General features: G+C 69.4%; 30 protein-coding genes. 11 read left to right on the forward strand and 19 right to left on the reverse strand.

What is annotated here, in order from left to right:
• Positions 1-21: 21 nt before the first annotated feature.
• Positions 22-675 (reverse strand): GntR family transcriptional regulator, encoded by a 654-nt coding sequence (locus JYK18_RS18385; protein ID WP_206803198.1) that lies wholly within the window; start codon positions 673-675, stop codon positions 22-24.
• A 41-nt stretch (positions 676-716) separates the two neighbouring features.
• On the opposite strand from JYK18_RS18385, the gene JYK18_RS18390 reads away from it, so the two are divergent.
• Positions 717-1,148: a VOC family protein gene (locus JYK18_RS18390; protein WP_206803199.1), complete on the forward strand. Its 432-nt coding sequence runs from the start codon at positions 717-719 to the stop codon at positions 1,146-1,148.
• A gap of 39 nt (positions 1,149-1,187) precedes the next feature.
• Here JYK18_RS18390 and JYK18_RS18395 read toward each other — a convergent pair whose 3' ends face one another.
• Both JYK18_RS18395 and JYK18_RS18400 read right to left on the reverse strand, forming a co-directional pair.
• Positions 1,188-1,781 (reverse strand): YdcF family protein, encoded by a 594-nt coding sequence (locus tag JYK18_RS18395; RefSeq protein ID WP_206803200.1) that lies wholly within the window; start codon positions 1,779-1,781, stop codon positions 1,188-1,190.
• The gene (locus JYK18_RS18400; RefSeq protein WP_374195031.1) at positions 1,778-2,656 is read right to left on the reverse strand and encodes a TIGR03620 family F420-dependent LLM class oxidoreductase; all 879 of its coding nucleotides are present in this window, start codon (positions 2,654-2,656) and stop codon (positions 1,778-1,780) included. Before JYK18_RS18400 ends, JYK18_RS18395 begins: the two co-directional genes overlap by 4 nt.
• 65 nt (positions 2,657-2,721) lie before the next feature.
• On the opposite strand from JYK18_RS18400, the gene JYK18_RS18405 reads away from it, so the two are divergent.
• Positions 2,722-3,153: a VOC family protein gene (locus JYK18_RS18405; protein ID WP_206803201.1), complete on the forward strand. Its 432-nt coding sequence runs from the start codon at positions 2,722-2,724 to the stop codon at positions 3,151-3,153.
• 1 nt (position 3,154) lies between these two features.
• On the opposite strand, the gene JYK18_RS18410 is transcribed toward JYK18_RS18405, so the two are convergent.
• Both JYK18_RS18410 and JYK18_RS18415 read right to left on the reverse strand, forming a co-directional pair.
• On the reverse strand, positions 3,155-3,487 hold the full coding sequence (locus JYK18_RS18410) for a helix-turn-helix transcriptional regulator (protein WP_206803202.1): 333 nt from the start codon (positions 3,485-3,487) through the stop codon (positions 3,155-3,157).
• Positions 3,488-3,510: 23 nt separating this feature from the next.
• Positions 3,511-3,714, reverse strand: a complete 204-nt coding sequence (locus tag JYK18_RS18415; protein ID WP_206803203.1) for a hypothetical protein — start codon at positions 3,712-3,714, stop codon at positions 3,511-3,513.
• A 116-nt stretch (positions 3,715-3,830) separates the two neighbouring features.
• On the opposite strand from JYK18_RS18415, the gene JYK18_RS18420 reads away from it, so the two are divergent.
• A complete protein-coding gene (locus JYK18_RS18420) occupies positions 3,831-4,106 on the forward strand; it encodes a GlsB/YeaQ/YmgE family stress response membrane protein (RefSeq protein ID WP_206804322.1) in 276 nt (91 codons plus the stop codon).
• 55 nt (positions 4,107-4,161) lie between these two features.
• On the opposite strand, the gene JYK18_RS18425 is transcribed toward JYK18_RS18420, so the two are convergent.
• Positions 4,162-4,851 (reverse strand): TetR/AcrR family transcriptional regulator, encoded by a 690-nt coding sequence (locus JYK18_RS18425; RefSeq protein WP_206803204.1) that lies wholly within the window; start codon positions 4,849-4,851, stop codon positions 4,162-4,164.
• A gap of 38 nt (positions 4,852-4,889) precedes the next feature.
• On the opposite strand from JYK18_RS18425, the gene JYK18_RS18430 reads away from it, so the two are divergent.
• On the forward strand, positions 4,890-6,266 hold the full coding sequence (locus tag JYK18_RS18430; RefSeq protein ID WP_206803205.1) for an FAD-dependent monooxygenase: 1,377 nt from the start codon (positions 4,890-4,892) through the stop codon (positions 6,264-6,266).
• Here JYK18_RS18430 and JYK18_RS18435 read toward each other — a convergent pair.
• Positions 6,259-6,636, reverse strand: a complete 378-nt coding sequence (locus tag JYK18_RS18435) for an SgcJ/EcaC family oxidoreductase (protein ID WP_206803206.1) — start codon at positions 6,634-6,636, stop codon at positions 6,259-6,261. The genes JYK18_RS18430 and JYK18_RS18435 overlap by 8 nt on opposite strands.
• Before the next feature lie 95 nt (positions 6,637-6,731).
• Between JYK18_RS18435 and JYK18_RS18440 the strand changes: the two genes are divergently transcribed.
• Positions 6,732-7,370 (forward strand): TetR/AcrR family transcriptional regulator, encoded by a 639-nt coding sequence (locus JYK18_RS18440; protein WP_206803207.1) that lies wholly within the window; start codon positions 6,732-6,734, stop codon positions 7,368-7,370.
• A 67-nt stretch (positions 7,371-7,437) separates the two neighbouring features.
• On the opposite strand, the gene JYK18_RS18445 is transcribed toward JYK18_RS18440, so the two are convergent.
• The 3 genes from JYK18_RS18445 to JYK18_RS18455 form a co-directional block, all read right to left on the reverse strand.
• Positions 7,438-8,115 carry an SDR family oxidoreductase gene (locus JYK18_RS18445; RefSeq protein ID WP_242579235.1) on the reverse strand — a complete coding sequence of 226 codons (678 nt, stop codon included), beginning with the start codon at positions 8,113-8,115 and terminating at the stop codon, positions 7,438-7,440.
• A gap of 51 nt (positions 8,116-8,166) precedes the next feature.
• The gene (locus JYK18_RS18450) at positions 8,167-8,724 is read right to left on the reverse strand and encodes a TetR/AcrR family transcriptional regulator (protein WP_206803208.1); all 558 of its coding nucleotides are present in this window, start codon (positions 8,722-8,724) and stop codon (positions 8,167-8,169) included.
• A 92-nt stretch (positions 8,725-8,816) separates the two neighbouring features.
• Entirely contained in the window at positions 8,817-10,415 is a 1,599-nt protein-coding gene (locus JYK18_RS18455) for an alpha/beta hydrolase (protein ID WP_374195032.1), read from the reverse strand.
• Between the two features lie 264 nt (positions 10,416-10,679).
• Between JYK18_RS18455 and dnaE the strand changes: the two genes are divergently transcribed.
• Entirely contained in the window at positions 10,680-14,213 is a 3,534-nt protein-coding gene (gene dnaE, locus JYK18_RS18460; protein WP_206803209.1) for a DNA polymerase III subunit alpha, read from the forward strand.
• Here dnaE and JYK18_RS18465 read toward each other — a convergent pair.
• Together JYK18_RS18465 and JYK18_RS18470 are read right to left on the reverse strand one after the other, a co-directional pair.
• Positions 14,158-15,552, reverse strand: coding sequence for a nitrilase-related carbon-nitrogen hydrolase (locus JYK18_RS18465; RefSeq protein ID WP_206803210.1), 1,395 nt, complete (start codon positions 15,550-15,552; stop codon positions 14,158-14,160). The genes dnaE and JYK18_RS18465 overlap by 56 nt on opposite strands.
• Positions 15,536-16,111 (reverse strand): TetR/AcrR family transcriptional regulator, encoded by a 576-nt coding sequence (locus JYK18_RS18470; protein ID WP_206803211.1) that lies wholly within the window; start codon positions 16,109-16,111, stop codon positions 15,536-15,538. The genes JYK18_RS18465 and JYK18_RS18470 overlap by 17 nt, the downstream gene beginning before the upstream one ends.
• A gap of 88 nt (positions 16,112-16,199) precedes the next feature.
• Between JYK18_RS18470 and ligD the strand changes: the two genes are divergently transcribed.
• Positions 16,200-17,174, forward strand: a complete 975-nt coding sequence (gene ligD / locus JYK18_RS18475; protein WP_206803212.1) for a non-homologous end-joining DNA ligase — start codon at positions 16,200-16,202, stop codon at positions 17,172-17,174.
• On the opposite strand, the gene JYK18_RS18480 is transcribed toward ligD, so the two are convergent.
• Positions 17,163-18,383, reverse strand: coding sequence for a cytochrome P450 (locus tag JYK18_RS18480; RefSeq protein WP_206803213.1), 1,221 nt, complete (start codon positions 18,381-18,383; stop codon positions 17,163-17,165). The genes ligD and JYK18_RS18480 overlap by 12 nt on opposite strands.
• Before the next feature lie 104 nt (positions 18,384-18,487).
• Complete coding sequence (locus JYK18_RS18485) at positions 18,488-19,393, reverse strand: aminoglycoside phosphotransferase family protein (RefSeq protein ID WP_206803214.1); 906 nt, start codon at positions 19,391-19,393, stop codon at positions 18,488-18,490.
• A 115-nt stretch (positions 19,394-19,508) separates the two neighbouring features.
• Here JYK18_RS18485 and JYK18_RS18490 point away from each other — a divergent pair, with 115 nt between their 5' ends.
• Positions 19,509-20,120, forward strand: a complete 612-nt coding sequence (locus JYK18_RS18490) for a TetR/AcrR family transcriptional regulator (protein WP_206803215.1) — start codon at positions 19,509-19,511, stop codon at positions 20,118-20,120.
• On the opposite strand, the gene JYK18_RS18495 is transcribed toward JYK18_RS18490, so the two are convergent.
• Complete coding sequence (locus JYK18_RS18495) at positions 20,117-20,857, reverse strand: SDR family oxidoreductase (RefSeq protein WP_206803216.1); 741 nt, start codon at positions 20,855-20,857, stop codon at positions 20,117-20,119. The genes JYK18_RS18490 and JYK18_RS18495 overlap by 4 nt on opposite strands.
• Before the next feature lie 98 nt (positions 20,858-20,955).
• On the opposite strand from JYK18_RS18495, the gene JYK18_RS18500 reads away from it, so the two are divergent.
• Positions 20,956-21,429 (forward strand): Rrf2 family transcriptional regulator, encoded by a 474-nt coding sequence (locus JYK18_RS18500; protein ID WP_206803217.1) that lies wholly within the window; start codon positions 20,956-20,958, stop codon positions 21,427-21,429.
• Here JYK18_RS18500 and trxA read toward each other — a convergent pair.
• Genes trxA through JYK18_RS18515 form a run of 3 tightly spaced genes read right to left on the reverse strand, consistent with a single transcriptional unit; the run spans position 21,426 to position 22,808 of the window.
• On the reverse strand, positions 21,426-21,758 hold the full coding sequence (gene trxA, locus JYK18_RS18505) for a thioredoxin (protein WP_206803218.1): 333 nt from the start codon (positions 21,756-21,758) through the stop codon (positions 21,426-21,428). The two genes, JYK18_RS18500 and trxA, sit on opposite strands and share 4 nt — an antisense overlap.
• On the reverse strand, positions 21,755-22,153 hold the full coding sequence (locus tag JYK18_RS18510; protein ID WP_206803219.1) for a MerR family transcriptional regulator: 399 nt from the start codon (positions 22,151-22,153) through the stop codon (positions 21,755-21,757). Before JYK18_RS18510 ends, trxA begins: the two co-directional genes overlap by 4 nt.
• A gap of 28 nt (positions 22,154-22,181) precedes the next feature.
• Positions 22,182-22,808: a TetR/AcrR family transcriptional regulator gene (locus JYK18_RS18515; RefSeq protein ID WP_206803220.1), complete on the reverse strand. Its 627-nt coding sequence runs from the start codon at positions 22,806-22,808 to the stop codon at positions 22,182-22,184.
• Between the two features lie 85 nt (positions 22,809-22,893).
• Between JYK18_RS18515 and JYK18_RS18520 the strand changes: the two genes are divergently transcribed.
• Together JYK18_RS18520 and JYK18_RS18525 are read left to right on the forward strand one after the other, a co-directional pair.
• Entirely contained in the window at positions 22,894-24,390 is a 1,497-nt protein-coding gene (locus tag JYK18_RS18520) for an NAD(P)/FAD-dependent oxidoreductase (RefSeq protein WP_206803221.1), read from the forward strand.
• Positions 24,391-24,446: 56 nt separating this feature from the next.
• The gene (locus tag JYK18_RS18525; RefSeq protein WP_206803222.1) at positions 24,447-25,196 is read left to right on the forward strand and encodes a cyclopropane-fatty-acyl-phospholipid synthase family protein; all 750 of its coding nucleotides are present in this window, start codon (positions 24,447-24,449) and stop codon (positions 25,194-25,196) included.
• A gap of 4 nt (positions 25,197-25,200) precedes the next feature.
• Here the strand turns inward: JYK18_RS18525 and JYK18_RS18530 are convergent, their stop codons facing one another.
• Positions 25,201-25,662, reverse strand: a complete 462-nt coding sequence (locus JYK18_RS18530; protein WP_206803223.1) for a hypothetical protein — start codon at positions 25,660-25,662, stop codon at positions 25,201-25,203.
• Positions 25,663-25,769: the final 107 nt, after the last annotated feature.

A 25,769-nucleotide genomic window follows, 5' to 3' on the forward strand; every position in this document is an offset into this window, starting at 1 on the left:
CAGTGCCGCGGTCACCCCTGGTCAGCGGCTCAGGATCTCGAAGGCGTGGCGGCGGTGTTCGGCGAACGCGGCGAGCGCGGTCCCGGCGTTCCGTGCACGCAGGGTACCGGCGAGCTCGCGGTGTTCGGCGGGGATGTGGGCGAGGTAGTCCGTGGTGCTCAGGGTGATCCGGGTGAGCAGGAACAGGTGGACCTGGTTGCGGATCGCGGCCCAGGCCTCGGCGAGGCGCCGGTGGTGGGCGGCGGCGTAGACGGCGTCGTGGAAGGCCAGGTCGGCGCGGACCATCTCGTGTTCGTCGGCGGCCCGGTCCATCAACGCGACGGCGTGGTCGATCCGGTCGAGGTCCGCGTCGGTGGCGTGCTCGGTGACCCGCTGTACGGCGAGCGCTTCGAGAGCGCCGCGAAGGCTGTCCAATTCGGCCACGTCGTCGGGGGTCAGATCGGTGACCGTGGCACCGCGGTGCCACTCGCTGCGGACCAGGCCCTCGCGTTCGAGCCGGAGCAGCGCCTCGCGGACCGGCCCGCGGCTGACGTCCATCGCCGCGGCCAGTTCGACCTCGCGCAGTTGCGTGCCGGGGGCGTAACCGCCGTTGAAGATGGCGTCGCGGATGCGGTCGGCCACCTCGTCGGCGAGTCCGCGGCGGCGGGCGGGGGCCACGGCTGGGGGGTGGTTCACGTCTCACCTCTCGTTGTTTGTCTGAATGTTAACATTGCGACATGACTGTTCTCGACTCGCCGATCCCGCGGTTCCACCTGGCCATGCCGGTGGACGACCTGGCCGCCGCCCGTCACTTCTACGGAGAGGTGCTGGGCCTGCCGCAGGGCCGCAGCTCCGACACCTGGGTGGACTGGAACCTGCACGGCCACCAGTTCGTCACCCACCTCGCCGCCGAGGGCACGAAGCGGATCCACAACCCGGTCGACGGGCACGACGTGCCGGTCCCGCACTTCGGCCTGGTGCTCACCGTCGAGGAGTTCGGCAAGCTGGCCGACCGGCTGCGCGCGGCGGGCACCGAGTTCGTGATCGAGCCCTACGTCCGGTTCCAGGGCGAGCCCGGCGAGCAGTGGACCATGTTCCTGCTGGACCCGGCGGGCAACGCGCTCGAGTTCAAGGCCTTCGCCGACGACAGCCAGGTGTTCGCCGTCTGACCGTTGTCCACATGTTGTGGATACCGCTGTGGATAGCCACTACATGGCCGCGCGCCGCGCCAGTTCGCGTTTGCCGAGCGCGAGTTTGCGCAGGCCGTGGGCGGCGAGCAGCGGCTTGAGAGGCCACGCCTCGCCGAACCGGTAGTCGCCGCCCCGGACCAGGCGCGCGGCCAGGTCCGGGTGCTGGTGGTGCAGGTAGAGCCGGGCCTTCTGGGCGTGCAGCGGGTTGGACACGATCTTGATCTGGTCCACTCCGTCGAGCAGGGGCGCGAGGAACTCGATGTTCTGCCAGGTGCTGCGCGAGCGGTCCTCCAGGCGGACCTCGCCGGTGAAACCGAGCGCCGCCGCGTGCCGCGCCAGCAACGCGGCCTCGGGCACCGGCCCGCCGCCGGCGCCCGAGCAGACCAGCACCGAGTCGAGCGCGGGGTCGATCGAGCGCAGGGCCGCGCGGACCCGCCACCGGTTCATCGCATTCGCCTCGGTGCCGCGGTCGCGGTAGCCGAGCACCACCACCGCCTCGGACCGGGCGGGGCGCCGGTCGTGCACCAGCGCGCGGGAAGCCCGCCAGTGCACCACCTCGCTCCAGCCGACCAAGCCCGCGAAACCCAGCAGCACCAAGGCGATCCGCTTCATCCGCCGATACTGGCACGCGGCAGCAGCGCCTCGGCCAGCCGCCGCCAGTGCGGCATCGCCGACGCGCCGGGTTCGACCCCGATGACCTGGATGCCGACGTGGTCCGCGCCCGCGTCGAGGTGGCCGTGCAGCTTGGCGGCGATCGTGTCGACGTCGCCCCAGAAGACGAGGTCATCGACGAGCCGGTCGCTGCCACCGTCGATGTCCGCTTCGGTGTAACCGAGGCGCAGGAACTTGGCGACGTTGTACTTCTGCGTCAGGTAGGGGTGCAGGTGCTCGCGGGCGATTTCCCGTGCCTTGGCCGGATCGGTCTCGAAGAGCACCGCGTGCTCGACACCGAGGAACGCGTCACCGAGCACCTCGCGCGCCTGGGCCGTGTGCTCGACCGTCACGTGGTAGGTGTGCGCGCCGGCCGAGCGCTCCCTGGCGAGTTCGAGCATCTTCGGGCCGTAGGCCGCGAGGATCCGCCGCATCGGGCCGGACGGCGCGGGGTTGACGTCGGTCGCCGCGTCGAGGTCGTCCAGGTACTGGCGCATCGCCCGCAACGGCTTGGTCCCCGGACGCGCGCCCCCGAAACCGAGGCCGAGCACGTGGCGGCCGGGGTAGGCGTCGGCGAGCAGTTTCGCCCCGCCGTGGGTCCACCGCGGTTCGCGGGACCAGATCTGCGCGATGCCGTTGACCACGGTGATGCGCTCGGTGGCGGCGAGCAGGAAGCCGGCGTGCGTCAGCGCCTCGCGGCCGAGCAGTTCCGGGACCCAGAACGCGGGCCAGCCCAGTTCTTCCAGTTCCCGCACCGATTCCCGCATCGCGCTCGCCGGCTGGTGCTCGAAGTCGAAGGTCCACACGCCGAAGCGGCCCAGTTCCAGTTCGCTCATGCATCGAAGTATCGCAGAACTTCGATATGAACTGCGCCGAGGGGGCCGGTGGATAGGGTGGGCCGATGTCGATCAGGAAGTTCCAGGTCACCTTCGACTGCGCGTCGCCGGAGCGCGTCGCCCGGTTCTGGTGCGAGGTGCTGGGTTACGTCGTGCCGTCACCACCGGCGGGACACGCCACCTGGGACGACTACAACGACTCGCTGCCGCCCGAGAAGCGGGACGCGGGATTCGTCTGCAGCGACCCCACCGGCGAGGGGCCGCGGCTGTACTTCCAGCGCGTGCCCGAGGGCAAGGTGGTCAAGAACCGGGTGCACCTCTGCGTGCGCGTGGGCACCGGGCTCGTGGGCGACGAACGCCTCGCCACGCTCCAGGCCGAGTGCGACCGGCTGATCGCGCTCGGCGCGGAGCACGAGCGCACGCTGCTCGCCGACGGCGAGGAGGAGTCGTGCATCGTGATGCGGGACATCGAGGGCAACGAGTTCTGCCTCGACTGATTCAGAGGGACCGGCCGAGCACGTCGACCAGTTGCGCGATGCGGTCCTCGTCGCGACGGTAGTGCGTCCACTTGCCGACGCGGGTGGCGCGGACGAGACCGGCGCGCTGCAGCGAGGCCATGTAGGCGGAGACGGTCGACTGCGCCAGTCCGGCCTTGGCCTGGATGTGGCTCACGCACACGCCGACCTCCTGCGGATCGGCGATGCCCTCCTCGACCGGGAAGTGCCGTTCCGGTTCGCGCAGCCAGTGGAGCACCTGGAGGCGCACCGGATTGGCGAGCGCCTTGAACACGTCAAGGAGCTGCGCGACGGGGAGTTCGGTCTCGGTGGTCATGTTCGCCCCGAGTATAGAACCGCTCAGCCGTCGAAGAATCCGGCTTCGCCGTGGGTCTTGTGGTGGGGCCAGCCGCGGGGGGTCGGCCGGATCGGCGGTGCCGCCGGGCACTCGCCCGGGGAGGACCGCCACTGCTCGCGCCAGCCGCGGACCACGCGCCAGGTGCCGCACGGGCAGGTCTGGTGCCGGATCCGCCGGTGCCGGGCCACCGTTTTCCAGGTGTGCACGGGATCCACGGTCCGGTCGGGCTGTGGTGCGTGTCAACCCTTACCGGCGGCGCCGGGGCGCGCGGACGGGTAGCGTGATCTGTGCAAGCATCCACCGGACAGTGAGGGGACTCGTTGTGTTCTGGACCATTCTCGGGTGGCTGCTGTTCGGCCTGATCGCCGGTTTCATCGCCCGCGCGCTGGTGCCCGGCAAGGACGACATCGGGTTCCTGGCCACCATCCTGCTGGGCATCGTGGGCTCGGTGGTCGGCGGCTTCCTCTTCGGCCTGTTCACCGTGGGCTTCCGCGGTTTCGAACCGGCCGGCTGGATCGGCTCGGTCATCGGCGCCATCATCGTGCTCGTCATCTTCAACAAGGTGACCGGGCGCAAGAAGAAGCGATCCCGCGTTTAGGCGTCGTCCGGCAAGTCTCGCTCGAAGCCCATCGAGCAGACCTGCCGGACAACACCTAGCCGGATTCCAGTCCGTCCAGCAGCCACTCCAGGATCGTTTCGAAGGTCTGCGGCGGGGTCTCGTCGCGGGCGGGGTCGTTGGCCCACTTCGTGAAGTACGGGTACTTCCCCGAGGCGGCGACGCGCTCCAAGTAGGGCCGCGCCGCCTCGGCGAGGTCCGCGTCGGTGGCGCCGCCGATCCCGGCACGCATGGTGCGTTCCTCCAGCAGTGCCAGCCCGGAGCCGAACACGTGCCCGAAGACCGTGTTGACGAAGCCCATCCGGGTGGCCGCCGGCAGGTCCAGTGAATCGAGCTCGGCGAGCGCCGCGTCGTAGAGCGCCATCGCGTTCGGGCCGAGCGGCGGCCGGCTGAACGCGAGCCGCGCGAACCACGGGTGTGCCTGCACGGCCGCCCAGGCCGACAGCCCGAGTGCGCGCAGCGCGGGCCGCCACCCTTCGCCCCTCGGCACGGTGATCAGGCCGTACGCGTGGTCGGCCATCAGGTCGGCCAGCCCGTCCTTGCTCCCGACGTAGCGGTAGAGCGCCATCGGACTGCGCACGCCGAGCTTCTGCGCGAGCGCGCGCATGGTGATCTCACCGTCGGCCTGCGCGTCGGCGAGTTCCACGGCGGCGGCCACGATCCGCTCGCGGCTGAGCGGTTGCGTGGGGCGCGGCGGCTCGTCGAACCACACCAGTTTCTCGTTCATGGTGGACGTAGGCTAGCAGTCGGTGTACAACGTACATCATGAGTGGACAACGTACACTGATTGTCGGCGGTGGCCTGGTCGGCCTGACCGCCGCGCTGGTGCTGCGGCACCACGACGTCGACGTGACCCTGGTGGAACGCCGGTCGACGACGTCACCGCAACCGAAGGCCCGCCGCTTCCACGTCCGGACCATGGAGATCTTCCGCGAGCTGGGCCTCGCCGGACTGGTCCACGAGGCCGCGCGCGACCTGGCCGGCCACGACCACATGGCCTCGGGTCGCACCCTCGCCGAAGCCACGCAACAGCCGCTGTGGCAACCGCCCGGCGGTGCGGACGCGATGGACGTGAGCCCGGAGCCGCCCTGCCTGATCGCCCAGGACGTGCTCGAACCGGTGTTGCGGAAGGCGGCCGTCGAAGCCGGTGCGGACGTGCGGTTCGACACGGAGTTGCTGGACTTCGAACAGGACGCCGACGGGGTGACCGCCCGGTTCGACGGAATGGAGCTCCGCGCGGACTACCTGGTGGCCGCCGATGGCGCGCGCAGCGGCGTACGGCAGGCGCTGGGCATCGAACGATCCGGCCGGGGCGCGGTCGGCGAACCCAGTGTGAACGTGTACTTCCGCGCGGACCTCACCGAAGTCGTGCGCGGGCGGGAGTTCAACCTGTGCATGCTCGACCACCCCGAGGCGGCCGGTGCGCTGGCCTCGGTCGACGGGCGGCGGCGCTGGGTGTTCATGGCTTCGGGCGGGGAGACCGACCGCGACTGGCCCGCGGTCCTGCGCACCGCGCTCGGCGTGCCGGTGCCCGATCTGGAGATCCTCAGCGTGCTCGGCTGGCAGGCGGAGATGCTGGTGGCGGACCGGTATTCGGCGGGCCGGGTGCACCTGGCCGGCGATGCCGCGCACGTGATGCCGCCGTTCGCCGCCAGCGGGGCGAACACCGGCATCGCCGACGTGCACAACCTCGGCTGGAAGCTGGCCGCGGTGCTCCGGGGTGAAGCCGCACCCCGGTTGCTCGACAGCTACGACGCCGAACGGCGACCGGCGGGCTGGTTCGCCGCCGACCAGTCCACCCGGCGCGCGGACACCTTCCGCCTCGGCACCGAGGACCCGACGCTGGCGCACCCGTTCGTGCTGGCGGCGGGCGGGTTCCAGTACACGGCGGGGGCGTTGGTGCCGGACGGCTCCATCGAACCGGTCACCGACTTCGCCCCGGCCGGACGCGTCGGCACGCGCATCCCGCACCGCTGGCTCGACGACGCGCGCACTCGGTCCACACTGGACCTGGCGGGTCCGAAGTGGACGGTCACCGAGTTCGACGGCGACTGGCTGCTGGTGCGGCCGGACCAGGTGGTCGCCTGGCGCGGTGGTTCGGCCCGCGAAGCCGAGGCCGTGCGCGCCGAACTGCTCAGCTGAGCACCGGCGTGGTCTGCGCGGAGGCGATCTTCCAGTCGTCGCCTTCGCGCACCACGACGTAGGTCAGGCTACCCGTCGAGGGCAGTCCTCCGCTGTTCTCGCGCTCGTCGGACACGTGCTTCACGCAGCTCACCAGCGCCACGTCGGACGTGGTGAACCGGATGTCCACGATCTCGGTTCTGGTCAGCACCTTCGCCAGCGGGGTGGCCAGCGCCTGCTCCATCGCCTGCCGGATCGCGTCGCGGCCGAGCACGCGGCGCCCGGCGATGTTGACGATGAGCGCGTCGGCGGTGTGCAGCGCGACGAACTCGTCGGTGTCGTTCTGGTGCTTCTCCGCGTTCGCGATGGTCTGGCGGATCGCGTCGGTCATCGGGACTCCCTCGGTTGTTATCGGAGCGAATCGCTCCGTTAGCTCGAAGGTACCGGCGGAGCGGATCGCTCCGCAAGGGCGTTAGGCTGCGTGGGATGACCAGGAAGGCCGAAGCCGAGCGGAACGACGAGGCGCTGCTGCGAGCCGCGCGCGAGGTGCTGGCGGTGGACGGCGCGCACGCGTCGGTGGCGGCGATCGCGGCCCGCGCCGGGGTCGGCATCGGCAGCCTGTACCGGCGGTACCGCACCAAGGAAGAGCTGTTCCAGCGCCTGTGCGTGCTCGCGCTCGACGACTACCTGCGCGCCGCCGAGGAGGGCCTCGCCGACGAGGACCCGTGGGAAGGCCTCGCGCACTACATCCGGACGGCCATCGAAATCGGACCGGGCTCGCTCGCCCCGCTCGCCGGGCTGATCGAGGTCACCGAGGAGATGGCGGACAAGAATTCGCGCTCGGACGAGGCGGTCGCCGCGCTGGTCGACCGCGCGCACCGCGCCGGGGTGCTGCGGGCCGACGTGACCATGGTCGACCTGGCGCTGCTGATCGAGCAGCTGGCCAAGTCGCCGCTGCTGGACCAGCTCGGGAAGCAGGGCCGAGACGATCTGGTCGAGTCCGCGCGGGGGGCGCGGGCGCGGATCAACGCCATCGCGCTCGACGGCCTCCGCGCCACGGCGGCCCACCCGCTCCCGGGTGAGCCACCGGGGTACGAACTGTTCTCCGAACGCTGGGAGCACTAGGCGGACTCGCGCTGGGAACGCTAGGCGGACTCGCGCCGGGAACGCCAGGCGGACTCGCCGGACGTCGCTAGGCGCTCAAGGCGGCCTTCGCCTGGCGGCTCAGTTCGTCGGCGATGATCTCCGGGCGGCCTTCCGCGAGTGCGTCGAGCGCGAACGCGGCCACCGCGCCGGGATCGGATTTCTGGTCGGCGGGCACGTTCGCCGCCATGTCGGTGTCCAGGTAGCCGACGTGCAGCCCGGCCACGTGGATGCCCTTCGGTGCGAGCTGCTGGCGCACCACGTTGGTCATCGCCCACGAGGCGGTTTTCGCGGCGCTGTACGCACCGAGGTCCGGTATGTGCAGCCAGGACAACACCGACAGCACGTTCAGCACCGCGCCCCCGCCGTTGGCTTCGAGCACCGGCGCGAAGGCCCGCGTCACTTCGAGCGTGCCGAAGTAGTGCGTGTCCATCTCCCGCCGGATGTCGCCGAAGTCGCCGCCGATCAGCGGGGTCATCGTAGAGATCCCGGCGTTGTTGACCAGCAGGGTGGCGTCGGTGGCGATGGCGGCGGCCGCCTCGATCGACGCGCTGTCGCCGAGGTCGAGCCGCAGCGGGATCGCGCCGGGCAGGTCCACCGCCTCCGGCCGGCGCGCGGTCGCGTAGACCTTGGCGCCGCGTTCGAGCAGCTGCTCGGCGAACCGCCTGCCGAGGCCGCGATTGCTGCCGGTCACCACCGCGACCGCGGTCGCCAGTTCGATGCCCATCGGGACTCCTTCTGTTGAGAACGAACGGTGCAGAATCAGCGCAAAAAAAATTCAGTCGAGCAGGGCGTAGAGGCTTTCGGCCATCCGGTGCAGCTGGGCGGCGGACTTCCCCGCGCGGGCCTGCACCCGGAGCCCGAGCCAGGCGTTGAACAGCAGCGTGCCGAGCGCCTCCGCGTCCCGCCGGTCCCGGTCGCGGGCGACCAGGTCGACCAGCAACTGCCTGGTCCGCTCGAAGTGCCGTTCGACCTGCTCGGCGGCTTCGGCGTCACGCGGGGCGAGTTCGGTCGCGCAGTTCACCAGCATGCAGCCGCGGCTGTGCTCGGTACCGGCTTCGATGGACCCCTCGATCAGCGCGCGCAAGGCCGCCTTGCCGTCCGCATGAGCATCCACCGCGGACCGGAAGGTGGCCTCGGCGCGGCTGGTGTAGTGGTCCAGCGACTTGAGGAACAGGGTGTGCTTGTCGCCGAAGGTGTCGTACATGCTGCGCTTGTGCACGCCCATGTGCGCCACCAGGTCCTGCATCGAGGTCTTCTCGTAGCCCTGCGCCCAGAACACGGCCATGGCCTGGGCCAGTACCGCCTCCGGGTCGAACTCCTTCTGCCGTGCCACGTCCGCCACCGTACTCTGTTGAGAACGAACGGTGCAATATCATCGCCGAAAAGCGGGGCGGGTCACCACCCGCCCCGCCTTTGTCGAACGGTCTAGCTGAACGGCTGGACGTTCGGCTGGAACACCTGGCCGTCGGCGGGCACCTTCAGGTCGATCAGGTAGTCCGCGGCGATCTTGTCCACCCCGGCCGCGTCACCCAGGATGCAGTGGCCGAAGGCGTCGACCGAGACCAGCCGCGCGTTGCCGAGCTGGTCGGCCATGCGCTGGCTGAACTTGTACTGCGTGGCGGGGTCGTAGTAGTTGCCGACCACCAGGATCGGGGTGTCGGTCTTGGCCCGCCACGGGCCGCGGTAGACGTCCGGGTTCTTCGCCGGCCACACCGGGCAGGCGGCGATGTCGGAGAACACCTGGTAGCGGCCGAAGGTCGGCGACTTCCGCTCGGTGTCCGCGGCGATCTGCGGCACCTTGCTCTGCTTGACGTTGATCGGCTTGTCCGAGCAGTTCACCGCGAAGTACGAGTCGTCCGAGGTGTACGGGCTGTCCGGATCGATGTCGACGAGGCCGTTCTTGCCGGGCACCAGCGTCTTCATCGCCGGAGCCGCGGCCACCGCGACCGCGTCCCCGCTCGGGTGGATCGTGTCGTACAGCGCCTGCAGGTCCTCGGCCAGGCCGGGGAACCGGGTGGGCGAGTAGAGCGCGCTGGCCACGCCGCCGGTGAAGAGGCTGATGTCGACGCCGTCGATCGGCTGCTTGCGCAGGTGGTCACGCACCTCGTCGAACTTCGCGCGCGGGTTGCCCGAGCTGAACGCGCACTTCGGACCCACCTGCTGGCACTTCTCCAGGTAGGCGTCGAGCGCGATCTCGAAGCCGTCGGCGCGCTGCTGGTCGTACGCCACGCCGTCGCTGGTGCGCAGCTTCGGGTCGACGTTGCCGTCCACCACGATCGCGCGGGTCTGCTTCGGGAACATGCCGGCGTAGGTCGAGCCGATCAGCGTGCCGTAGGAGAAGCCGACGAAGCTGAGCTTCTGGTCGCCGACCGCCGCGCGCAGCACGTCGAGGTCGCGCACCACGTCCTTGGTGGACATGTGGTTGAGCAGCGAACCGGCGTTGTTCTTGCAGAACTGGCCGTAGTCGCGGTAGGCGGCGAGGGTGCCGGAGATCTCCTGGCGGCTCTGCGGCACGCCGATCATCGCGTTGAACACCTCGGCGGCGTCCTCGTTCGTGGTGAAGCAGCGCAGCGGGTTGCTGTCGCCCACCCCGCGCGGGTCGAAGCCGATCACGTCGAACCGGTCGAGCACCTGCGGCTGGAAGTAGAACTGGCTGCTGATCGGCATCCGCAGGCCGGAGCCGCCGGGACCGCCGGGGTTGAGGAACAATGACCCCACCCGCTGGTCGGTCACCTTCGCCGCGCGCTTGAGCAGCGCGATGTCGATGGTGCCGAGCGAGGCGTTGTCGTGGTCGATCGGCACCCGGTACCGCGCGCAGCTGTACAGCTGGACCTGGTCGGCCGGGACGCCGGCCAGCGTCTCCTTGGCGCACGCGCCCCAGTTGACCGGCGCGGTGGCGCCGACCTGCGCGGCCTTGACGCCGCCTTCCTCGGCGGCGGTCGCGGCCGGCGCCAGGCCGCCCAGCGTTCCCGCGACGAGCGCGCCGACGAGTGCGGCCACCCCTGCGAATCTCGGCAAGGTCACTCCCTCGTGAAGGTGTCACCGCGCGGACACGCGCGGTTCTTCTCCCGCGAGACTCGCACAACTCGGTGCCGCCCAGACCGGTCGAAAGTATGGTGAAACCGCGTCCGGAAATGGCGCTATCACGTGGGAAAGCAACATCGAGTTCAGCTGCGGTGACAACCACTGGTTGTCCGGTTGCGGCGTGTCGGTTGTTGGACACCGGGTCACCGCCTCGGATCGAATGCCCTGGCCCGGTTCTGTCGTCACAACCGCTGGGAGTCGATTGTGGACTCTTTTGTTCATCTGCATGTGCACACCGAGTACTCGATGCTGGACGGTGCGGCGAAGATCGCGCCGTTGTTCGCCGAGGCGTCTCGGTTGGAGATGCCGGCGGTGGGGATGACCGATCACGGCAACATGTACGGGGCGGATGAGTTCTACCAGCAGGCGCGCAAGGCTGGGATCAAGCCGATCATCGGGATCGAGGCGTATGTGGCGCCGGAGTCGCGGTTCCACAAGAAGCCGGTGTTCTGGGGGCAGTCGAACCAGCGTGGGGCCGATGAGTTCGGTGAGGGTGGCGACGTCTCCGGTGGTGGCGCCTACACGCACATGACGATGCTGGCGGAGAACGCGCAGGGGTTGCGCAATCTGTTCCGGCTGTCGTCGCTGGCCAGTCTTGAGGGGTATTACCGCAAGCCGCGGATGGATCGGGAGCTGATCTCCGAGCTGCACGAGGGGATCATCGCCACGACGGGGTGTCCGTCGGGTGAGGTGCAGACTCGGTTGCGGCTGGGGCAGAAGGCCGAGGCGATCCAGGCCGCGTCGGACTACAAGGATATTTTCGGGCCGGACAACTTCTTCCTGGAGTTGATGGATCACGGGTTGCCGATCGAGCGGTCGGTGCGTGAGGGTTTGCTGGAGATCGGCAAGCAGCTGGGGATCCGGCCGTTGGCGACGAACGACTCGCACTATGTGACGCGGGATCAGGCGGATACGCATAGTGCGTTGCTGTGTGTGCAGGCGGGCAAGACGCTCAATGACCCGAACCGGTTCAAGTTCGATGGTGATGGTTACTACCTGAAGTCCGCGGAGGAGATGCGGTCGTACTGGGACACCGAGGTCCCGGGCGCGGCGGACTCCACGTTGCTGATCGCCGAGCGCCTCCAGTCCTATGAGGACGTTTACGCGCATCGTGACCGCATGCCGCAGGTCGAAGTCCCGGACGGGCACGACGAAGCGAGCTGGCTGCACCACCAGGTGATGGACGGGCTGCGGTGGCGGTTGCCCGACGGGGTTCCGGCGCCGTACGTCGAGCGCGCCGAATTCGAGATCGACGTGATCACGCAGAAGGGCTTCCCGGCCTACTTCCTGATCACCGCCGACCTGATGAACCACGCTCGTGAGGTCGGCATCCGCGTCGGCCCCGGCCGAGGTTCGGCGGCGGGCTCGCTGGTCGCCTACGCACTGGGCATCACGAACCTCGATCCGATCGACCTCGGCCTGTTGTTCGAGCGGTTCCTCAACCCCGAGCGCGTGTCCATGCCGGACATCGACATGGACTTCGACGACCGCCGCCGCGGCGAGATGATCCGCTACGCCACCGACAAGTACGGCGCCGACCGGGTGGCCCAGGTGATCACCTTCGGCAAGATCAAAACGAAGGCGGCGATCAAGGACGCCGCCCGCGTCCACTACGGACAAGCGGGCTACGGGATCGCCGACCGCATCTCGAAGGCACTGCCACCACCGGTCGCGGCGAAGGACATCCCGCTCGGCGGCATCGTCGATCCCGCGCACGAGCGGTATGCGGAAGCCGCCGAGGTCCGGGCACTGGTGGAGAACGACGCCGAGGTGTCCACCATCTTCGAGACCGCGCGCGGCCTCGAAGGCCTGATCCGCAACGCCGGCGTGCACGCCTGCGCGGTCATCATGTCGGCCGAACCACTTGTCGACACCATCCCGCTGTGGCGTCGCGACGACGGCGCGGTGATCACGGGCTGGGACTACCCGTCCTGCGAGGCCATCGGCCTGCTGAAGATGGACTTCCTCGGCCTGCGCAACCTGACCGTCGTCGGCGACGCCATCGACAACATCAAATACAACCGGGGCGAGGACATCGATCTCGACACGCTCAAGGTCGACGCCCCGGCGACCTACGAACTGCTCGCGCGCGGCGACAGCCTCGGTGTGTTCCAACTCGACGGCGGCGCGATGCGCGACCTGCTGCGTCGCATGCTGCCCACCGGGTTCGACGACATCATCGCGGTGAACGCGCTCTACCGGCCGGGCCCGATGGCGATGAACACGCACAACAACTACGCCGACCGCAAGAACGCGCGGCAGAAGATCGAGCCCATCCACCCGGAACTGGCCGAGCCGCTGCGGGACATCCTCGCCGAAACCCACGGCCTGGTGGTGTACCAGGAGCAGATCATGCAGATCGCGCAACGGGTCGCGGGCTTTTCCATGGGCCGCGCGGACGTGCTCCGCCGGGCGATGGGCAAGAAGAAGAAGGAGGTGCTGGAGAAGGAGTTCGAAGGCTTCCAGGCCGGGATGCGCGAGAACGGCTTCTCGGACGAGGCGGTGCAGGCGTTGTGGGACACCATTCTGCCGTTCGCCGGGTACGCGTTCAACAAGTCGCATGCCGCCGGGTACGCGCTGGTCGGCTACTGGACCGCCTACCTCAAGGCGAACTACCCCGCGGAGTACATGGCCGCGCTGCTCACCTCGGTCGGGGACAACAAGGACAAGTCCGCGATCTACCTGTCCGAATGCCGCCGCCTCGGGATCAAGGTGCTGCCACCGGACGTCAACGAATCGGTGGTGCGGTTCGCGGCCGTCGGGGACGACATCCGCTTCGGCATGGGCGCGGTCCGCAACGTGGGCGCGAACGTGGTCGAGTCGATCATCAAGACCCGTTCGTCGCAGGGGAAGTACTCGTCGTTCACCGACTTCCTGGACAAGTCGGAACTGGTGGTGTGCAACAAGCGGGTGCTCGAATCGCTGATCAAGGCCGGTGCCTTCGACTCGCTCGGCAACACGCGGTTGTCGCTGGTCCAGGCGCATGAGGAAGCCGTGGAAGCGGTCGTACCACTCAAACGCCGGGAAGCGATGGGTCAGTTCGACCTGTTCGGTACCGAAGCCGGGCCGTCGTCGTCACCGCTGACCCACCTGCGCTTCGGCGAGGACGAGTACCCGCGCAAGCAGATGTTGGGCTACGAACGGGAAATGCTCGGGCTCTACGTGTCCGCGCACCCACTGGACGGCGCGGAATCGTTGCTGCGCAAGCACGCGAAACGGCCGATCGGCGCGATCCTGGCCGATCCACCCCGGGAAGGCGAACTGATCGTGGCCGGTTTGATCACCGCGCTGGAACGGCGGGTCAACAAGAAGGGCGAGCCGTGGGCGATCTGCACGGTCGAGGATATCGACGGTTCGCTCGAAGTGCTGTTCTTCCCGAAGTCGTACGCGTTGTTCTCGGCGGAGCTGACCGAGGACAACCCGGTGGTGGTCAAGGGCAGGGTCAACTGGCGGGAGGGCAAGATGTCGGTGTTCGGGGCGGGCGTGGATCCGCTGGACCTCTCGAACCTCGGTGAGGATTCGCCGCTGGTGCTGCGGGCGAACGCGGAGAAGCTCGACCGGGAAGTGGTCGGCGAGCTGAAGTCGGCGCTGCTCGCCCATGCCGGGGACACGCCGGTGCGCATCGAACTCGTTGCCGGGCCACGATTGCGCCGCTACGCCCTGGACGACTACCCGGTCCGGGTCAGCTCGATGCTGCTGGGTGAGCTGAAGGGGATTCCCGGTATTTCCGTAGCCTGAAAGCCTTCCCCAAAGCCAACACAGTCAGCCCGACGCACAACCACCCGAACCAGTCGCCGAATCGCGTGTAGACAGTCGCCCCCGGTCCGAGCGGCACATCAGCGACTACGGTCGTGAACCCGTCAGCGTTACCGGTAGGTCGTTCACCAATGATGCGACCATGTCCGTCGGCGAGGGTGAGCATGGTCTGCCGCCCACCCCAGGCCACCGCCTGCCCGTTCTCGACCCCGCGCAGCACCGCCGTCCGGCTGTGCTGCCACCCGTTCAAATCCTCGTCCGAAGCCGGGATCGCGAGCAACCGCGTGCCACCCGCCGCGTAATCCTGGCTCGGATCACGGAAGTTGATGTCCAGGCAGATCAACACCCCGGCTCCGCCGGGCGTGACCACGAGATCCCGCCCGGTCGGGCTCACCGTGTCGTTGTGCTTCAGGTACGCCTGCGGTTCCCCACCCCCAGCCGGGAAAACGAGCGCGTAGTTGAATTTCGCCTGGCCACTCCAGTGCGCATACCCGACCACGATGTCGAACCCGCGCGCGGCGGCCAGCCGTCGCATCGGCTCGACCAGCACCGCGGGCCGTGCTTCGTCCGAACCGAACGCGGCTTCCGGCAGCACCACCGTCTTCACCCCGTCCGGCAAGGCGTCGAGCTGCCCGAGGTAGTCGTCGAGCAGGCTGGTGTCCTCGCGAAGATCCGCCGCCCAGCCCTTCTGGTTGCTCGCGACGAGCGCGATGCGCTGCGTTTCCTCGTCACTCCCGGCGAGCCGCAACGCACCACCGCCCAAAGTCACCGCGAGCGCCACCGCCGCGACCACAGCCGGGCGCACCTTCACCGCGGCGATCGCCGCGGGCACCAGCATCAGCACGAACTCCACACCCCACGCCCCGGTGACCGAAGCGAGCTGCAACACCACCGGCACGTCGGCCTGCGTGGTCGCCAGCGTGCCGGTGATGCCCATCGGATTGCTGACCGACACCACGTGCAGCACCGCCGTCCACAGCGCCGCCGCACCGACCGCCGCCAGCAGCGGGCTGGCGAACAACGCCCGGTACAACGCGACCGACGCGGCGAAGGTGAGTCCGAAGCAGACGGTGACCACCGCGCCCCACGGCCACAGCGGGAGGTCGTGCGAACCGGCGGACCAGTACCAGGTGTTGGTCGAACCGAGGAAGCACGCGGCGAACCCGGCACCCGCCGCCTGCCAGCCGGAAAGACTTGGCGCGATGAGGAAAACCGGCAGCGGTGCGAGCCAAGCGAGCACCGGGACCGGATCGAGCCCGGTACCGGAGAAGAACAGCAGTGCGGAGGCCGCGACCGCAGCGAGCTTACCGGCGAAGTCCATTGAGGACCCTCCTGGTCGTCCGGGCGCACAACGCGCGGAACTCCGGTTCCGGCAGGTTCATCCGCCCGCCGAGGTAGAGCTGGACAAGGCCGACCGCGGGCATGGTGAGCGCGAGCGTCACTTCGAGCGGGTCGTCCTCGTCCAACGCCTTCTCGCGCATGCCCTGCTCGACCGCGGACCAGACGGCACCGAACGCGGGGGAGAGCCCGTCGCGGAAGTCCTCGGGAAACCGGCGCACCGGTTCGCGGCGGTCGGTGATCAGGAACTTGTACAGGTTGGGACTGCCCAGCGCGAAGTCGAGGAAGTCGGTGAGGAGCAGGTCGATGCGTTCCTCGAAGTCCACCGTCTCGGCGTGGGGGCGCCAGCTCTTCCCCAGTTCGGCGAAGGCGGCGTCGGCCACCGCGCGCAGCAGCGCCTCGCGGTTCGGGAAGTGCCGGTAGGTGGCCATCGGGGTGACCCCCACCTCGGCGGCCACCCGCCGCATGGTCACCGCCTCCGCGCCTTCGGCCAGCAAGATCCGCAGCGCCGCGGCTGCGATCCGGTCCCCGGTTTCGCCCATGTCTACACCGTACACCTCGATGTCTACGCTGTACACACGGCGGGCGGGACTAGGCCGTCCGGGTTACCTTGGCGAGCGGGAGGCGAAAATGGCAGCCGTACCACCCGCCGTGGAGCCGATGCTCGCGCAGGCCGGCCCCCTGCCGGACGACGCCAGGTACCACTACGAGTTCAAATGGGACGGTTACCGCGCCTGCCTCCGGGTGGGCCCCACCGGCGCGATCCGCTTGAACAGTCGCAACGGCAACGACCTCACCGCCGAATACCCCGAACTCGCCGGCGGCCTCGGCGACATGCTCGGCGGCCGCGCCGCCGTGTTCGACGGTGAGATCGTCGCGCTCGACGAGGGCGGCGTCCCGGACTTCACCCTCCTGCAGAACCGCCGCACCCGCCGCCACGCGCTGAGCTTCTTCGCCTTCGACCTGCTCCGGCTCGGCGCCGAGGCACTGGAGAACCGGACCTATCGTGAACGCCGCGACCTGCTCACCGCGCTCGAACCCGGCAACCCGAACCTGTTCGCCATCCCGCCCGCCTACAGCCACGCCGACCTGTCCGCCACCGGCCTCACCCCGGACGGCCTGCTCGACGTCGCCCGGCAGTCGCGGCTGGAGGGACTGGTCGCGAAGGCGAGTGAGTCCCGGTACCACCCCGGCCGCCGCAGTCCGGAGTGGATCAAGCACGCGCTGATCACCACGCAGGAGGTGGTGATCGGCGGCTGGCGTCCCGGCGGTGGCCGCCGCACGGGCACGCTCGGCGCGCTGCTGCTCGGGGCCCACGACGACCGCGGCGACCTGCGGTACATCGGTGACGTCGGCACCGGCTTCACCCAGCAGGCGCTCGACGACCTGCACACCCGATTGGGCGAACTCGGCCGGAACACCAGCCCGTTCGCCGACCAGGTCCCGCGCGACCGGGCCAAGAACGCGCACTGGGTCGAACCGCGGCTGGTCGGCGAGGTGGTCTACCGGCGGTTCACCTCGGACGGCCGCCTCCGGCACACGGCCTGGCGTGGCCTCCGCCCCGACCGGGACCCGGCCGAGGCGAAGCTGGAGTCACTGCGCTGAAAGCACCACCGGCAGTTCGTGGACACCGTAGATGTTCATGTCCGTCTTGAGCCTCACCTCGCCGGCGGGGATGGCGAGCCGGAGGTCGGGGAAACGGCGGAGCAGGCCGGTGAAGCCGGCGCGCATTTCGATGCGGGCCAGCTGCTGGCCGAGGCACTGGTGGATGCCGTGGCCGAAGGACAGGTGGCCGCGGGCGGTGCGGTGGATGTCGAGCTCGTCGGGGTTCTCGAAGCGGTTCGGGTCGCGGTTGGCCGCCAGCAGCGAAACTACGACGGTCGAGCCTTCGGGAATCGTTTCGCCGCAGAGCTCGATGTCCTCCACGGCATAGCGGAAGAAAACGTCCGCAATGGACAGATACCGCATGAGCTCCTCGACGGCGCCGGGCATCAGGTCCGGGTCGGCGCGCAGTTCGGCGAGCTGGTCGGGGTGCTCCAGCAGCGCGAAAGTCCCCAGTCCCAGCATGTTCGCGGTGGTTTCGTGGCCCGCGAACAACAGCAGGAAGCCGATGCCGACCAGTTCCTCGATGCTCAGGTCGTCCTGGCGGGCCAGGTCGGACAGGAGGTCGTCGCCGGGGTTCGCGCGCTTGCCCGTGACCAGTTCCGCCAGGTATGTGCTGATCGCGGTGTATGCGGCCATCTTGTCTTCGAGCGTGATGTCCCGCTCCATGAACTTCGCGGTGTTGACCTGGAAGGTGTCGCGGTCGGCGTAGGGCACGCCGAGCAGTTCGCAGATCACCAGCGAGGGCACCGGCAGGGCGAACTCCTTGACCAGGTCGACCGGCTGAGCCAGCTGAGCCAGTTCGTCCAGTTGCCGCTCGGTGATCTCCTCGATGCGCTCCTCGAGCTGCTTCATCCGCTTGACGGTGAACGCGCCGGTGAGCTTGCGGCGGAGCCGCGTGTGGTCCGGCGGGTCCATCGAGAGAAAGATGCCCGGCTCCGGTGGTGACGGTTCGGTCATCACGGGCATGCCGGGGGTTTCGTACGGCATGTGGAGGATGCCGATGTCCTGGCGCGAGCTGAACCGGGTGTCGGCCAGCAGCTGGCGGACCGCTTCGTAGCCGGTGACCAGCCAGCCTTCGTGGCCGTCGGGGAAGAGCAGCGGGCTGACCGGCCGCGTGTCACGCAGCCGGGTGATCTCCCGTGGCGGGTCGAAGGGGCCCGCGTCGCGCTCCATCGGCAGGCCCTTCGGGGTGGGAAGCGTTTGCGTCATCGGCGTTCCTGACTGTGTGGTGGGCATCGTAATGCCAAGATGGCACAGTAGTGATGCCATGTAAAGCCGTGCTGGCACGTTTAACGGTGCCAGCGCGGCTCGGATTAGCGCGACCGCGCGCTGAGCGCCTCCGCGAGCGCCAGTTGCACCGGCTGCAGCCGGGTCTCGCCGTCCTCGATGTCCCACAGCGAGTTCTGCAGGATCCGGGCCATGGACCAGGCGTAGGCGCGCCGCCGGTCCAGGCCGAGTGCCTCGGTCAGCAGGTCGAACCGGCGCAGCACCGCGCGGGGCACGTCGCCGGTGGCGACCACGTCGGCCCAGCGGTTGTCCAGTGCGGGCAGCAGGTCGAACCCCGGGTCACCGGCGAGCGGTTCGGGGTCGATGGCGAGCCACTTCTCGCGGCCACCGGCGAGGATGTTGTCGTAGTGCAGATCCCAGTGCAGCAGCCGATCGCCCGGCTCACCGAGCACTTCGGCGGTGGCCGCCGCGCACCGGAGGACCAGTTGCCGCTCGGCGGGATCGGCCAGTTCGAGCACGGCTTCCGGGGTCTGGTCGAGCATCGCCTCGGCCACGTCGGCGAGCTGCCGCATCCCGGCGGGCGCGGGCCTGGCGGTCAGTCGCGCGAGCAGTTCGGCGAGCACGGTGAGCGCGGTGGTGTCGTCCGGGACCGTGGACAGCGGCCTGCTCTCGTCCAGCCGTTCCAGCAGTTGCGTGCTGGTTTCGCGGTCGTACTCGAGCAGCCGGACGATGCCGTCGCCGTCCCACGTGCGCAGCGCGAGCGCGGTTCCGGCGTTCTCTTCGGTGGGCGGCTGCAGTTTGAGCGCGGCGGGCGTGCCGTCCTCGCGCGTCACCGGCAGCACGAGCGAAGCGCAGCCGTTCCAGGTGGGCCCTTCCGGGCGCAGCGACCAGCGGTCGAGGAACTCGGTGACGAGCCGGGGTAGGGCGGCGAGCCAGTCCGGGTGTTCGTCCTGATGGGACTGGACCAGTTGCCTGGGCACGTCGAAGTGCATGAGCGGGAACTCCTTCGTCGGGTTTTCGGGTGCGTGACGAAGGAGGTGTTGGGGGTGCCCGGCAGCCGGGCCAGCGTCAAAGCATGATCCCACCGTACCCGGCTAGATTGACCCCATGGCAGAGCGGGACGGGTTGCGCGAGCGCAAGAAGGCGGCGACGCGGGAAGCGCTCAGCGCGGCGGCGTTGCGGCTGGCGCTGGAGCGCGGGCCGGAAAACGTGCGGGTGGACGACATCGCCGAAGCCGCCGGCGTCTCCCCGCGCACCTACAACAACTACTTCTCCAGCCGGGAACAGGCGATCGTCGCCGCGATCGCGGCCGAGCGCGCGGAGCGGATCGGTGCGGCGCTGCGGGCCAGGCCGTCGGACGAGCCGTTGGCCGAAGCCGTGGTGGAAGCGGTGGTCGAGCAGCACAGCGAGCCGTCGGGGGACGCGCTGACACTGATCACCACGGCGCCCGCACTGCGGGCCGAGTTCATCGAAACGGTCGTCTCCATCGAGTCGCCGCTGGCCTCGGCGATCGCCGAACGGCTGGGGCGCGAGGAAGATCTCGCGACCGCGGTGCTGGCCGCCGCGGTCACCGCGGCCGCGCGGGTGGCGGTGGAACGCTGGGTCGGCGGCTGGCCGCGGGGCGCGGGCGAACTGCTGGTGGTCCCGCAGGGCCCGCCGTTGGCGGACCTGCTGCGGGAGGCGCTGGCACAGGTGGTGCCCGCGCTGCGTGACGCCTAGAGAGCCAGCCACTCCTTGTAGGTGATCTTGCCGAGGCGCGGGTTGTCGCCGGGCGTGAGCGAGCGGTCGTCGATCGCCGCGCCGAAGTAACCGGCGGCCTCGTCGGCCACCACCTCGCGCGGATCCTGCTTCTGCGCCAAGTGATCCCGGACGAAGTCGGACAACCCCCGTGCCTCGGGCCCGGCCAGTTCCCGCTGCCCGTTGACCGGGTCGCCGAGCACCACGTCCGCCAGTGCGGCGGCGACGTCCTCAGCGGCGACCGGCTGGAACTGCGCCGGGGACAGTCGTACCTGGTTGCCGTCGGTGCTCGTGGCGGCGATGCCGTCGAGGAATTCGAAGAACTGCGTGGCGCGCAGGATCGAGTACGGCACGCCCGATTCCGCGATCAGCTTCTCCTGCGCGACCTTCGCCCGCATGTACCCGCTGTCCGGCAGCCGTTCCGCGCCGACCACCGACAGTGCGACGTGGTGTCCCACTCCGGCGGCGGCTTCGGCGGCGAGCAGGTTCCGGCTGCTCGTGGTGAAGAACTCCAGCACGGCGTTGTCCTCGAAGGACGGCGAGTTCGACACGTCGGCGACCACCTGCGCGCCGTCGAGCGCCTCGGCCAGGCCTTCGCCGGTCAGCGTGTTCACGCCGGACGACGGGGCCGCGGCCGTCACCTCGTGCCCGCCCGCGCGCAGCCGCTCGACCAGCTTGCTCCCGATGAGACCGGTACCGCCGATGACCACGATTTTCATGGCTGCCCACTCCGTTGGCTCGAACTCGGACACCGTTTGTCCGAGTTGATCGCCATCCTACTCGGACAACTTGTGTCCGAGTCAAGTACGCTGGTCAGGTGAAGATCTCCGGCGGTGTCGAGTGGGCGCTGCACTGCTGTGTCGTGCTCACCGCGGTCGACCAGCCGGTGCCCGCTGCGCAACTGGCGGAACTGCACGACGTCTCGGCCAGCTACCTGGCCAAACAGCTGCAGAGCCTGTCGAGGGCCGGGCTGGTCCGGTCGGTGCAGGGGCACGCGGGTGGGTACGTGCTCACCCGGTCGCCCGAGGAGATGACCGTGCTCGACGTGGTGGAGGCGGTCGACGGCGCGCGGCCCGCGTTCACCTGCACGGAGATCCGGCAGCGCGGGCCGCTGGCCGCTTCGCCCGAGATGTGCACCCGGCCGTGCGCGATCAACCGGGCGATGTCCGCGGCCGATCGCGCCTGGCGCGAGGCACTGCGGGAAGTGACCATCGCCGACCTGGCGAGGCAGGTCGGCGAGGACTACGACTTCGACGCGCTGGGCGGCATCCGCCGCTGGCTGTCCGCCTAGGCGACCGGCGTCCCGAGCGCCGCGTCGATTTCGGCCAGCAGCTTGGCCTTCGGCTTCGCGCCGACCAGCGTGCGCACCGGGACGCCGTCGCGGAACAGGATCAGCGTGGGCAGCGACATCACCTGGTAGTCCCGCATGGACAGCGGGCTCTCGTCGGTGTTCAGCTTGCGGATGGTCAGCGAGTCCGCGCGCTCCTCGGCGATTTCCGCGAGCACCGGGGCGATCATGTGGCACGGCGGGCACCACTGCGCCCAGAAGTCGACCAGCACCGGCCGGTCGTGCTGGAGCACCGCGGTGTCGAAGGTGTCGTCGGTGATCGTCTCGATCATGTCCGTGTCTCCTGGTTCTGTGTCACCCGGCACGGGTCCGGCTGCCGCGCCATGGCCGCGGCCAGCTTGGCCAGCAGGTCGGCCCGCACCGAGTTGAGCCGGTCGAGGCAGGCGTCCACCTCGGCCAGTTTGCGTTCGTAGACCTCGATCGAATCGGCGCACGAGTCCCCGGCCTCGTGCCCGGACCGCAGGCAGTCGACGAACGGCCGGGTGTCGTCCAGGCTCAGCCCCGCCGCCTGCAGCGTCCGGATCTCGGCGACCATCCGGACGTGTTCCTCGCCGTAGTCCCGGTAACCGTTGGCCGCGCGCGGCGCGTCGAGCAGGCCCTGCGCTTCGTAGAACCGCAGTGCGCGCGTCGTCGTCCCGGCTCGCCTGGCCAGTTCGCCGATTCTCATGCTTCGACGGTAAACGTTGACGTGAGCGTCAAGGCAAGATGAGCCGTTCGGTCAGCGTCGCGCCGATGGCGGCGAACTCGTCGACCAGCTCGTCCTCGGTCAGCTCGACGGCACCGGTCAGCCAGCCGTGCAGCACCTCGTGGATGCCGCCGATGAGCAGCAGCGCGGTCGCCTCCACTCGCGCGCGGGCCGGGTCGCCGCTGAGCGCGAGCACCTGTTCGGTGATCACCGCGGTGAACGTCTGCACCACCTTGGCGCGGTGCGCGCGGAGGAGGTCCGAGGTGAAGCACTCGACGTAGGCGCGGGCCTGGCGCGGATCCGCCGCCAGCGCGCGGATCATCGGCCGCAGCGCGCCGGCGTACTTGTCCCGGGGGCTCGCGTCGGCCGGTACCGCGTCCGCCGCGTGCAGCACCTGCTCGCTCATCTGCCCGGTGAGCTGGTCGAACAGCGCGATGAGCAGTTCGTCGCGGTTGGCGAAGCTCTCGTAGAAGTACCGCTCGGTCAGCTTCGCGCGGCGGCACACGGCGGTCATGGTGAATCCGTCGCGACCGTGCTCGCCCAGCACGTCGAGCGCGGCGTCGAGCAGTTGCCCGCGCCGGGTGGCACGGCGGTCCTGCGCGCTGACCCCGCGGAACGGGCGGACGACGGGTGGCATGCGCTCCATCTTGACAGACCCGCCGGTCAGGTGTGAGCCTCTGTTGACAGGGCGCCCTGTCATCTTTCGACGGTCAGGAGTGGCGATGACGCACTACGACGTGCTGGTGGTCGGGGCCGGGTTCTCCGGGATCGGCGCGGCCATCAAGCTCCGCGAAGCGGGGTTCGACGACTTCCTGATCGTCGAGGACGGTGACGGGGTCGGCGGGGCGTGGCACTGGAACACCTATCCCGGTGTGGCCGTGGACATCCCGTCGTTCAGCTACCAGTTCTCCTTCTACAAGCGCGACGACTGGTCCCGCGTCTACGCGCCGGGCGACGAGCTGAAGAACTACGCCGAGGACTGCGTCGACCGCTTCGGCCTGCGCGACCGGCTCCGCCTGAACACCCGCATCGACTCCGCGTCGTTCGACGAGGCCCACGACCAGTGGAAGCTCGGCACCACCGGCGGCGACCAGTTCACCGCGCGGCACGTGGTGGTCGCCACCGGGGTGCTGACCCAGCCGAAACCGCCCGCCATCGACGGGCTGGACTCCTTCGGCGGCACGCTCATGCACACCGCGCGCTGGGACCACGACGTCGACCTGCGGGGCAAGCGCGTCGCGATCATCGGCACCGGCGCGTCGGCGGTCCAGGTGATCCCGTCGATCGCGGAGACCGTGGACCGGCTGACCGTCTTCCAGCGCACGCCGATCTGGTGCCTGCCCAAGCCGGACGCGCGGTTGACGCGTCCGCTGCGCGAGGCGTTGCGCCGGGTGCCGGGCGCGAAACGGCTGACCCGCGTGCTCAGCCAGGCCTACGTCGAGGCGAACTTCCCGCTCGCCGCGCACTTCACCGGCGTGCCGGTGGCGAAGTTCGGCGAGAAGCTGGCGCGGCGGTTCCTGCGCAAGGAGGTCGCCGATCCGGTCGTCCGCGACCAGCTCACCCCGCGGTACGCGCTGGGCTGCAAGCGCCCGAGTTTCTCCAACGACTACCTGCGCACGTTCAACCGCGACAACGTGGTGCTCGAGACCGCGGGCATCGAACGCGTGACGCCCCAGGGGATTCGCACGGTCGACGGGGTGGAGCACGAGGTCGACGTGCTGATCCTGGCCACCGGGTTCAAGGTGTTCGAATCCGGGAACATGCCGCCGTTCCGCACCACCGGGGTCGGCGGCACCGACCTGGAGACCTGGTGGGACACCCACCGTTTCCAGGCGTACCAAGGGGTCAGCGTGCCGGGCTTCCCGAACCTGTTCATGATCCTCGGGCCGTACGGCTACAACGGATCCTCCTACTTCAACCTGATCGAGACGCAGAGCAGGCACATCCTGCGCTGCCTCACCGAGGCCAGGCGGTCCGGCGCGACCAGGGTGGAGGTCACCGCGGAGGCGAACCGGGCCTACTTCGAACAGGTGCTCGCCCGCCGCCCGCAACAGGTGTTCTTCCAGGGCGGCTGCGGGTCGGCGAACAGCTACTACTTCGACAAGCACGGCGATGTGCCGTTCCGGCCGTCGCTGACCCTGGAAACCATGTGGACCAGCGCGCGGTTCGACCTCGGGCACTACCGGTTCGCCGGAAAAGCGGTGGACGGCGCGGCCTGACCCTGCTTAGCCTCACCGGCGACCGCGTTCTCCCCGCACAGCAAGGAAAATCCGTCTTGCCGGATCTGCCGAGGCAGTTCACCATCCGTGAAAGCTGCCACCGCGTCCACAACCCGTTCACCGAGGAGAAGCTGGCGACGCTGGGGCGCGCGCTGCACCTCACCCCGGGCACGCGACTGCTCGACCTCGGCTGCGGTTCGGGCGAACTGCTCTGCACCTGGGCGCGGGACCACGGGATCACCGGGACCGGGGTGGACATCAGCACGGTGTTCCTCGACGCGGCGCGGGCGCGGGCGGTGGAGCTGGAAGTCACCGATCGGGTGGACTTCGTGCACGCCGACGCCACCGGTCACGTCGCCGGGGAACCGGTCGACGTCGCCGCCTGCCTCGGCGCCACCTGGATCGGCGGGGGGCTGGCAGGCACGGTCGAGTTGCTCCGGCGCAGCCTGCGGCCGGGCGGGATGCTGTTGGTCGGGGAGCCGTACTGGCGGCTGGAGCCGCCGGATCAGGCCACTGCGGAGGGTTGTCACGCGCGGACGCGCGACGACTTCCGCGCGCTGCCGGAATTGCTTTCCGCTTTCGGGGAAATGGGCTGCGATGTGGTGGAAATGGTGCTCGCCGACCAGGGGGACTGGGATCGGTACGCCGCCGCGCAATGGTTGAACACCCGGTTGTGGCTGAACCGGAACCCGGACGACGAACTGGCGCCGGAAATGCGTGCGGAACTGGATTCCGCGCCCGTTCAGCACGTGCTTTACCAGCGCGAGTACCTCGGCTGGGGTGTGTTCGCGCTGATGGACCGCTGAATTGCTAACGGCCGCCGAGTGAAGCCGCGAGCGCTTCCGCTTCGTCCCTGGTGAAATTGCCGGCGATCTCGATTTCCCCGCCGGGGATCGGGCTGTTGATGATCGGCGCGGACAGGACCTGGCCGTTCGCCACCATGGCCACCTGCTTGCCGACGTTCTCCTCGGTCAGCTTCCCGAACTGCTTCCCGAGGTCCTCGGGTAGGGAGAGGCCGACCACGAAGCCGCCCGCCTCGGGCCGGAACACCATTTCCACCTTGGTGAACCGGTCGAGCACCAGCACCACCGGCCCGACCTCGTGGGCGGTGCCCTGCTTGTCGGTCAGCGTGGTGCCGCCGCCGGGCGTGACCACGCGCAGTTCCACCGGGGTGCCCGCGGAGAACACCGGGGCCGGCGTGGCTTGGCCGGAGACCGGATCGGAACACGCGGACAGGACCAGGGCGAGCAGCAGCAGGGGCAGCAGGCGCATGCCCCGACGATAGCGGGGTGGTTGCCATCGCGGTGGCGATTGCTCTACAGTCGTTATCGTGACTGCCGGGTCGGCCTTGGGCCAGAATCGAGATGGGTTCCCGGCCG

The sequence above is a fragment of the Amycolatopsis sp. 195334CR genome (assembly GCF_017309385.1).
Taxonomy (GTDB): domain Bacteria; phylum Actinomycetota; class Actinomycetes; order Mycobacteriales; family Pseudonocardiaceae; genus Amycolatopsis.

Coding starts and splice junctions, on each gene's coding strand:
- JYK18_RS18510 (WP_206803219.1), bottom strand. CDS start 22,153: ATGAGAATCGGCGAACTGGCCAGGCGAGCCGGGACGACGACGCGCGCA.
- JYK18_RS18390 (WP_206803199.1), top strand. CDS start 717: ATGACTGTTCTCGACTCGCCGATCCCGCGGTTCCACCTGGCCATGCCG.
- ligD (WP_206803212.1), top strand. CDS start 16,200: ATGGCAGCCGTACCACCCGCCGTGGAGCCGATGCTCGCGCAGGCCGGC.
- trxA (WP_206803218.1), bottom strand. CDS start 21,758: ATGATCGAGACGATCACCGACGACACCTTCGACACCGCGGTGCTCCAG.
- JYK18_RS18490 (WP_206803215.1), top strand. CDS start 19,509: ATGGCAGAGCGGGACGGGTTGCGCGAGCGCAAGAAGGCGGCGACGCGG.
- JYK18_RS18480 (WP_206803213.1), bottom strand. CDS start 18,383: ATGACGCAAACGCTTCCCACCCCGAAGGGCCTGCCGATGGAGCGCGAC.
- JYK18_RS18520 (WP_206803221.1), top strand. CDS start 22,894: ATGACGCACTACGACGTGCTGGTGGTCGGGGCCGGGTTCTCCGGGATC.
- JYK18_RS18470 (WP_206803211.1), bottom strand. CDS start 16,111: ATGGGCGAAACCGGGGACCGGATCGCAGCCGCGGCGCTGCGGATCTTG.
- JYK18_RS18440 (WP_206803207.1), top strand. CDS start 6,732: ATGACCAGGAAGGCCGAAGCCGAGCGGAACGACGAGGCGCTGCTGCGA.
- JYK18_RS18445 (WP_242579235.1), bottom strand. CDS start 8,115: ATGGGCATCGAACTGGCGACCGCGGTCGCGGTGGTGACCGGCAGCAAT.
- JYK18_RS18495 (WP_206803216.1), bottom strand. CDS start 20,857: ATGAAAATCGTGGTCATCGGCGGTACCGGTCTCATCGGGAGCAAGCTG.
- JYK18_RS18530 (WP_206803223.1), bottom strand. CDS start 25,662: ATGCGCCTGCTGCCCCTGCTGCTGCTCGCCCTGGTCCTGTCCGCGTGT.
- JYK18_RS18425 (WP_206803204.1), bottom strand. CDS start 4,851: ATGAACGAGAAACTGGTGTGGTTCGACGAGCCGCCGCGCCCCACGCAA.
- JYK18_RS18405 (WP_206803201.1), top strand. CDS start 2,722: ATGTCGATCAGGAAGTTCCAGGTCACCTTCGACTGCGCGTCGCCGGAG.
- JYK18_RS18395 (WP_206803200.1), bottom strand. CDS start 1,781: ATGAAGCGGATCGCCTTGGTGCTGCTGGGTTTCGCGGGCTTGGTCGGC.
- JYK18_RS18400 (WP_374195031.1), bottom strand. CDS start 2,656: ATGAGCGAACTGGAACTGGGCCGCTTCGGCGTGTGGACCTTCGACTTC.
- JYK18_RS18515 (WP_206803220.1), bottom strand. CDS start 22,808: ATGCCACCCGTCGTCCGCCCGTTCCGCGGGGTCAGCGCGCAGGACCGC.
- JYK18_RS18410 (WP_206803202.1), bottom strand. CDS start 3,487: ATGACCACCGAGACCGAACTCCCCGTCGCGCAGCTCCTTGACGTGTTC.
- JYK18_RS18485 (WP_206803214.1), bottom strand. CDS start 19,393: ATGCACTTCGACGTGCCCAGGCAACTGGTCCAGTCCCATCAGGACGAA.
- JYK18_RS18465 (WP_206803210.1), bottom strand. CDS start 15,552: ATGGACTTCGCCGGTAAGCTCGCTGCGGTCGCGGCCTCCGCACTGCTG.
- JYK18_RS18430 (WP_206803205.1), top strand. CDS start 4,890: ATGAGTGGACAACGTACACTGATTGTCGGCGGTGGCCTGGTCGGCCTG.
- JYK18_RS18435 (WP_206803206.1), bottom strand. CDS start 6,636: ATGACCGACGCGATCCGCCAGACCATCGCGAACGCGGAGAAGCACCAG.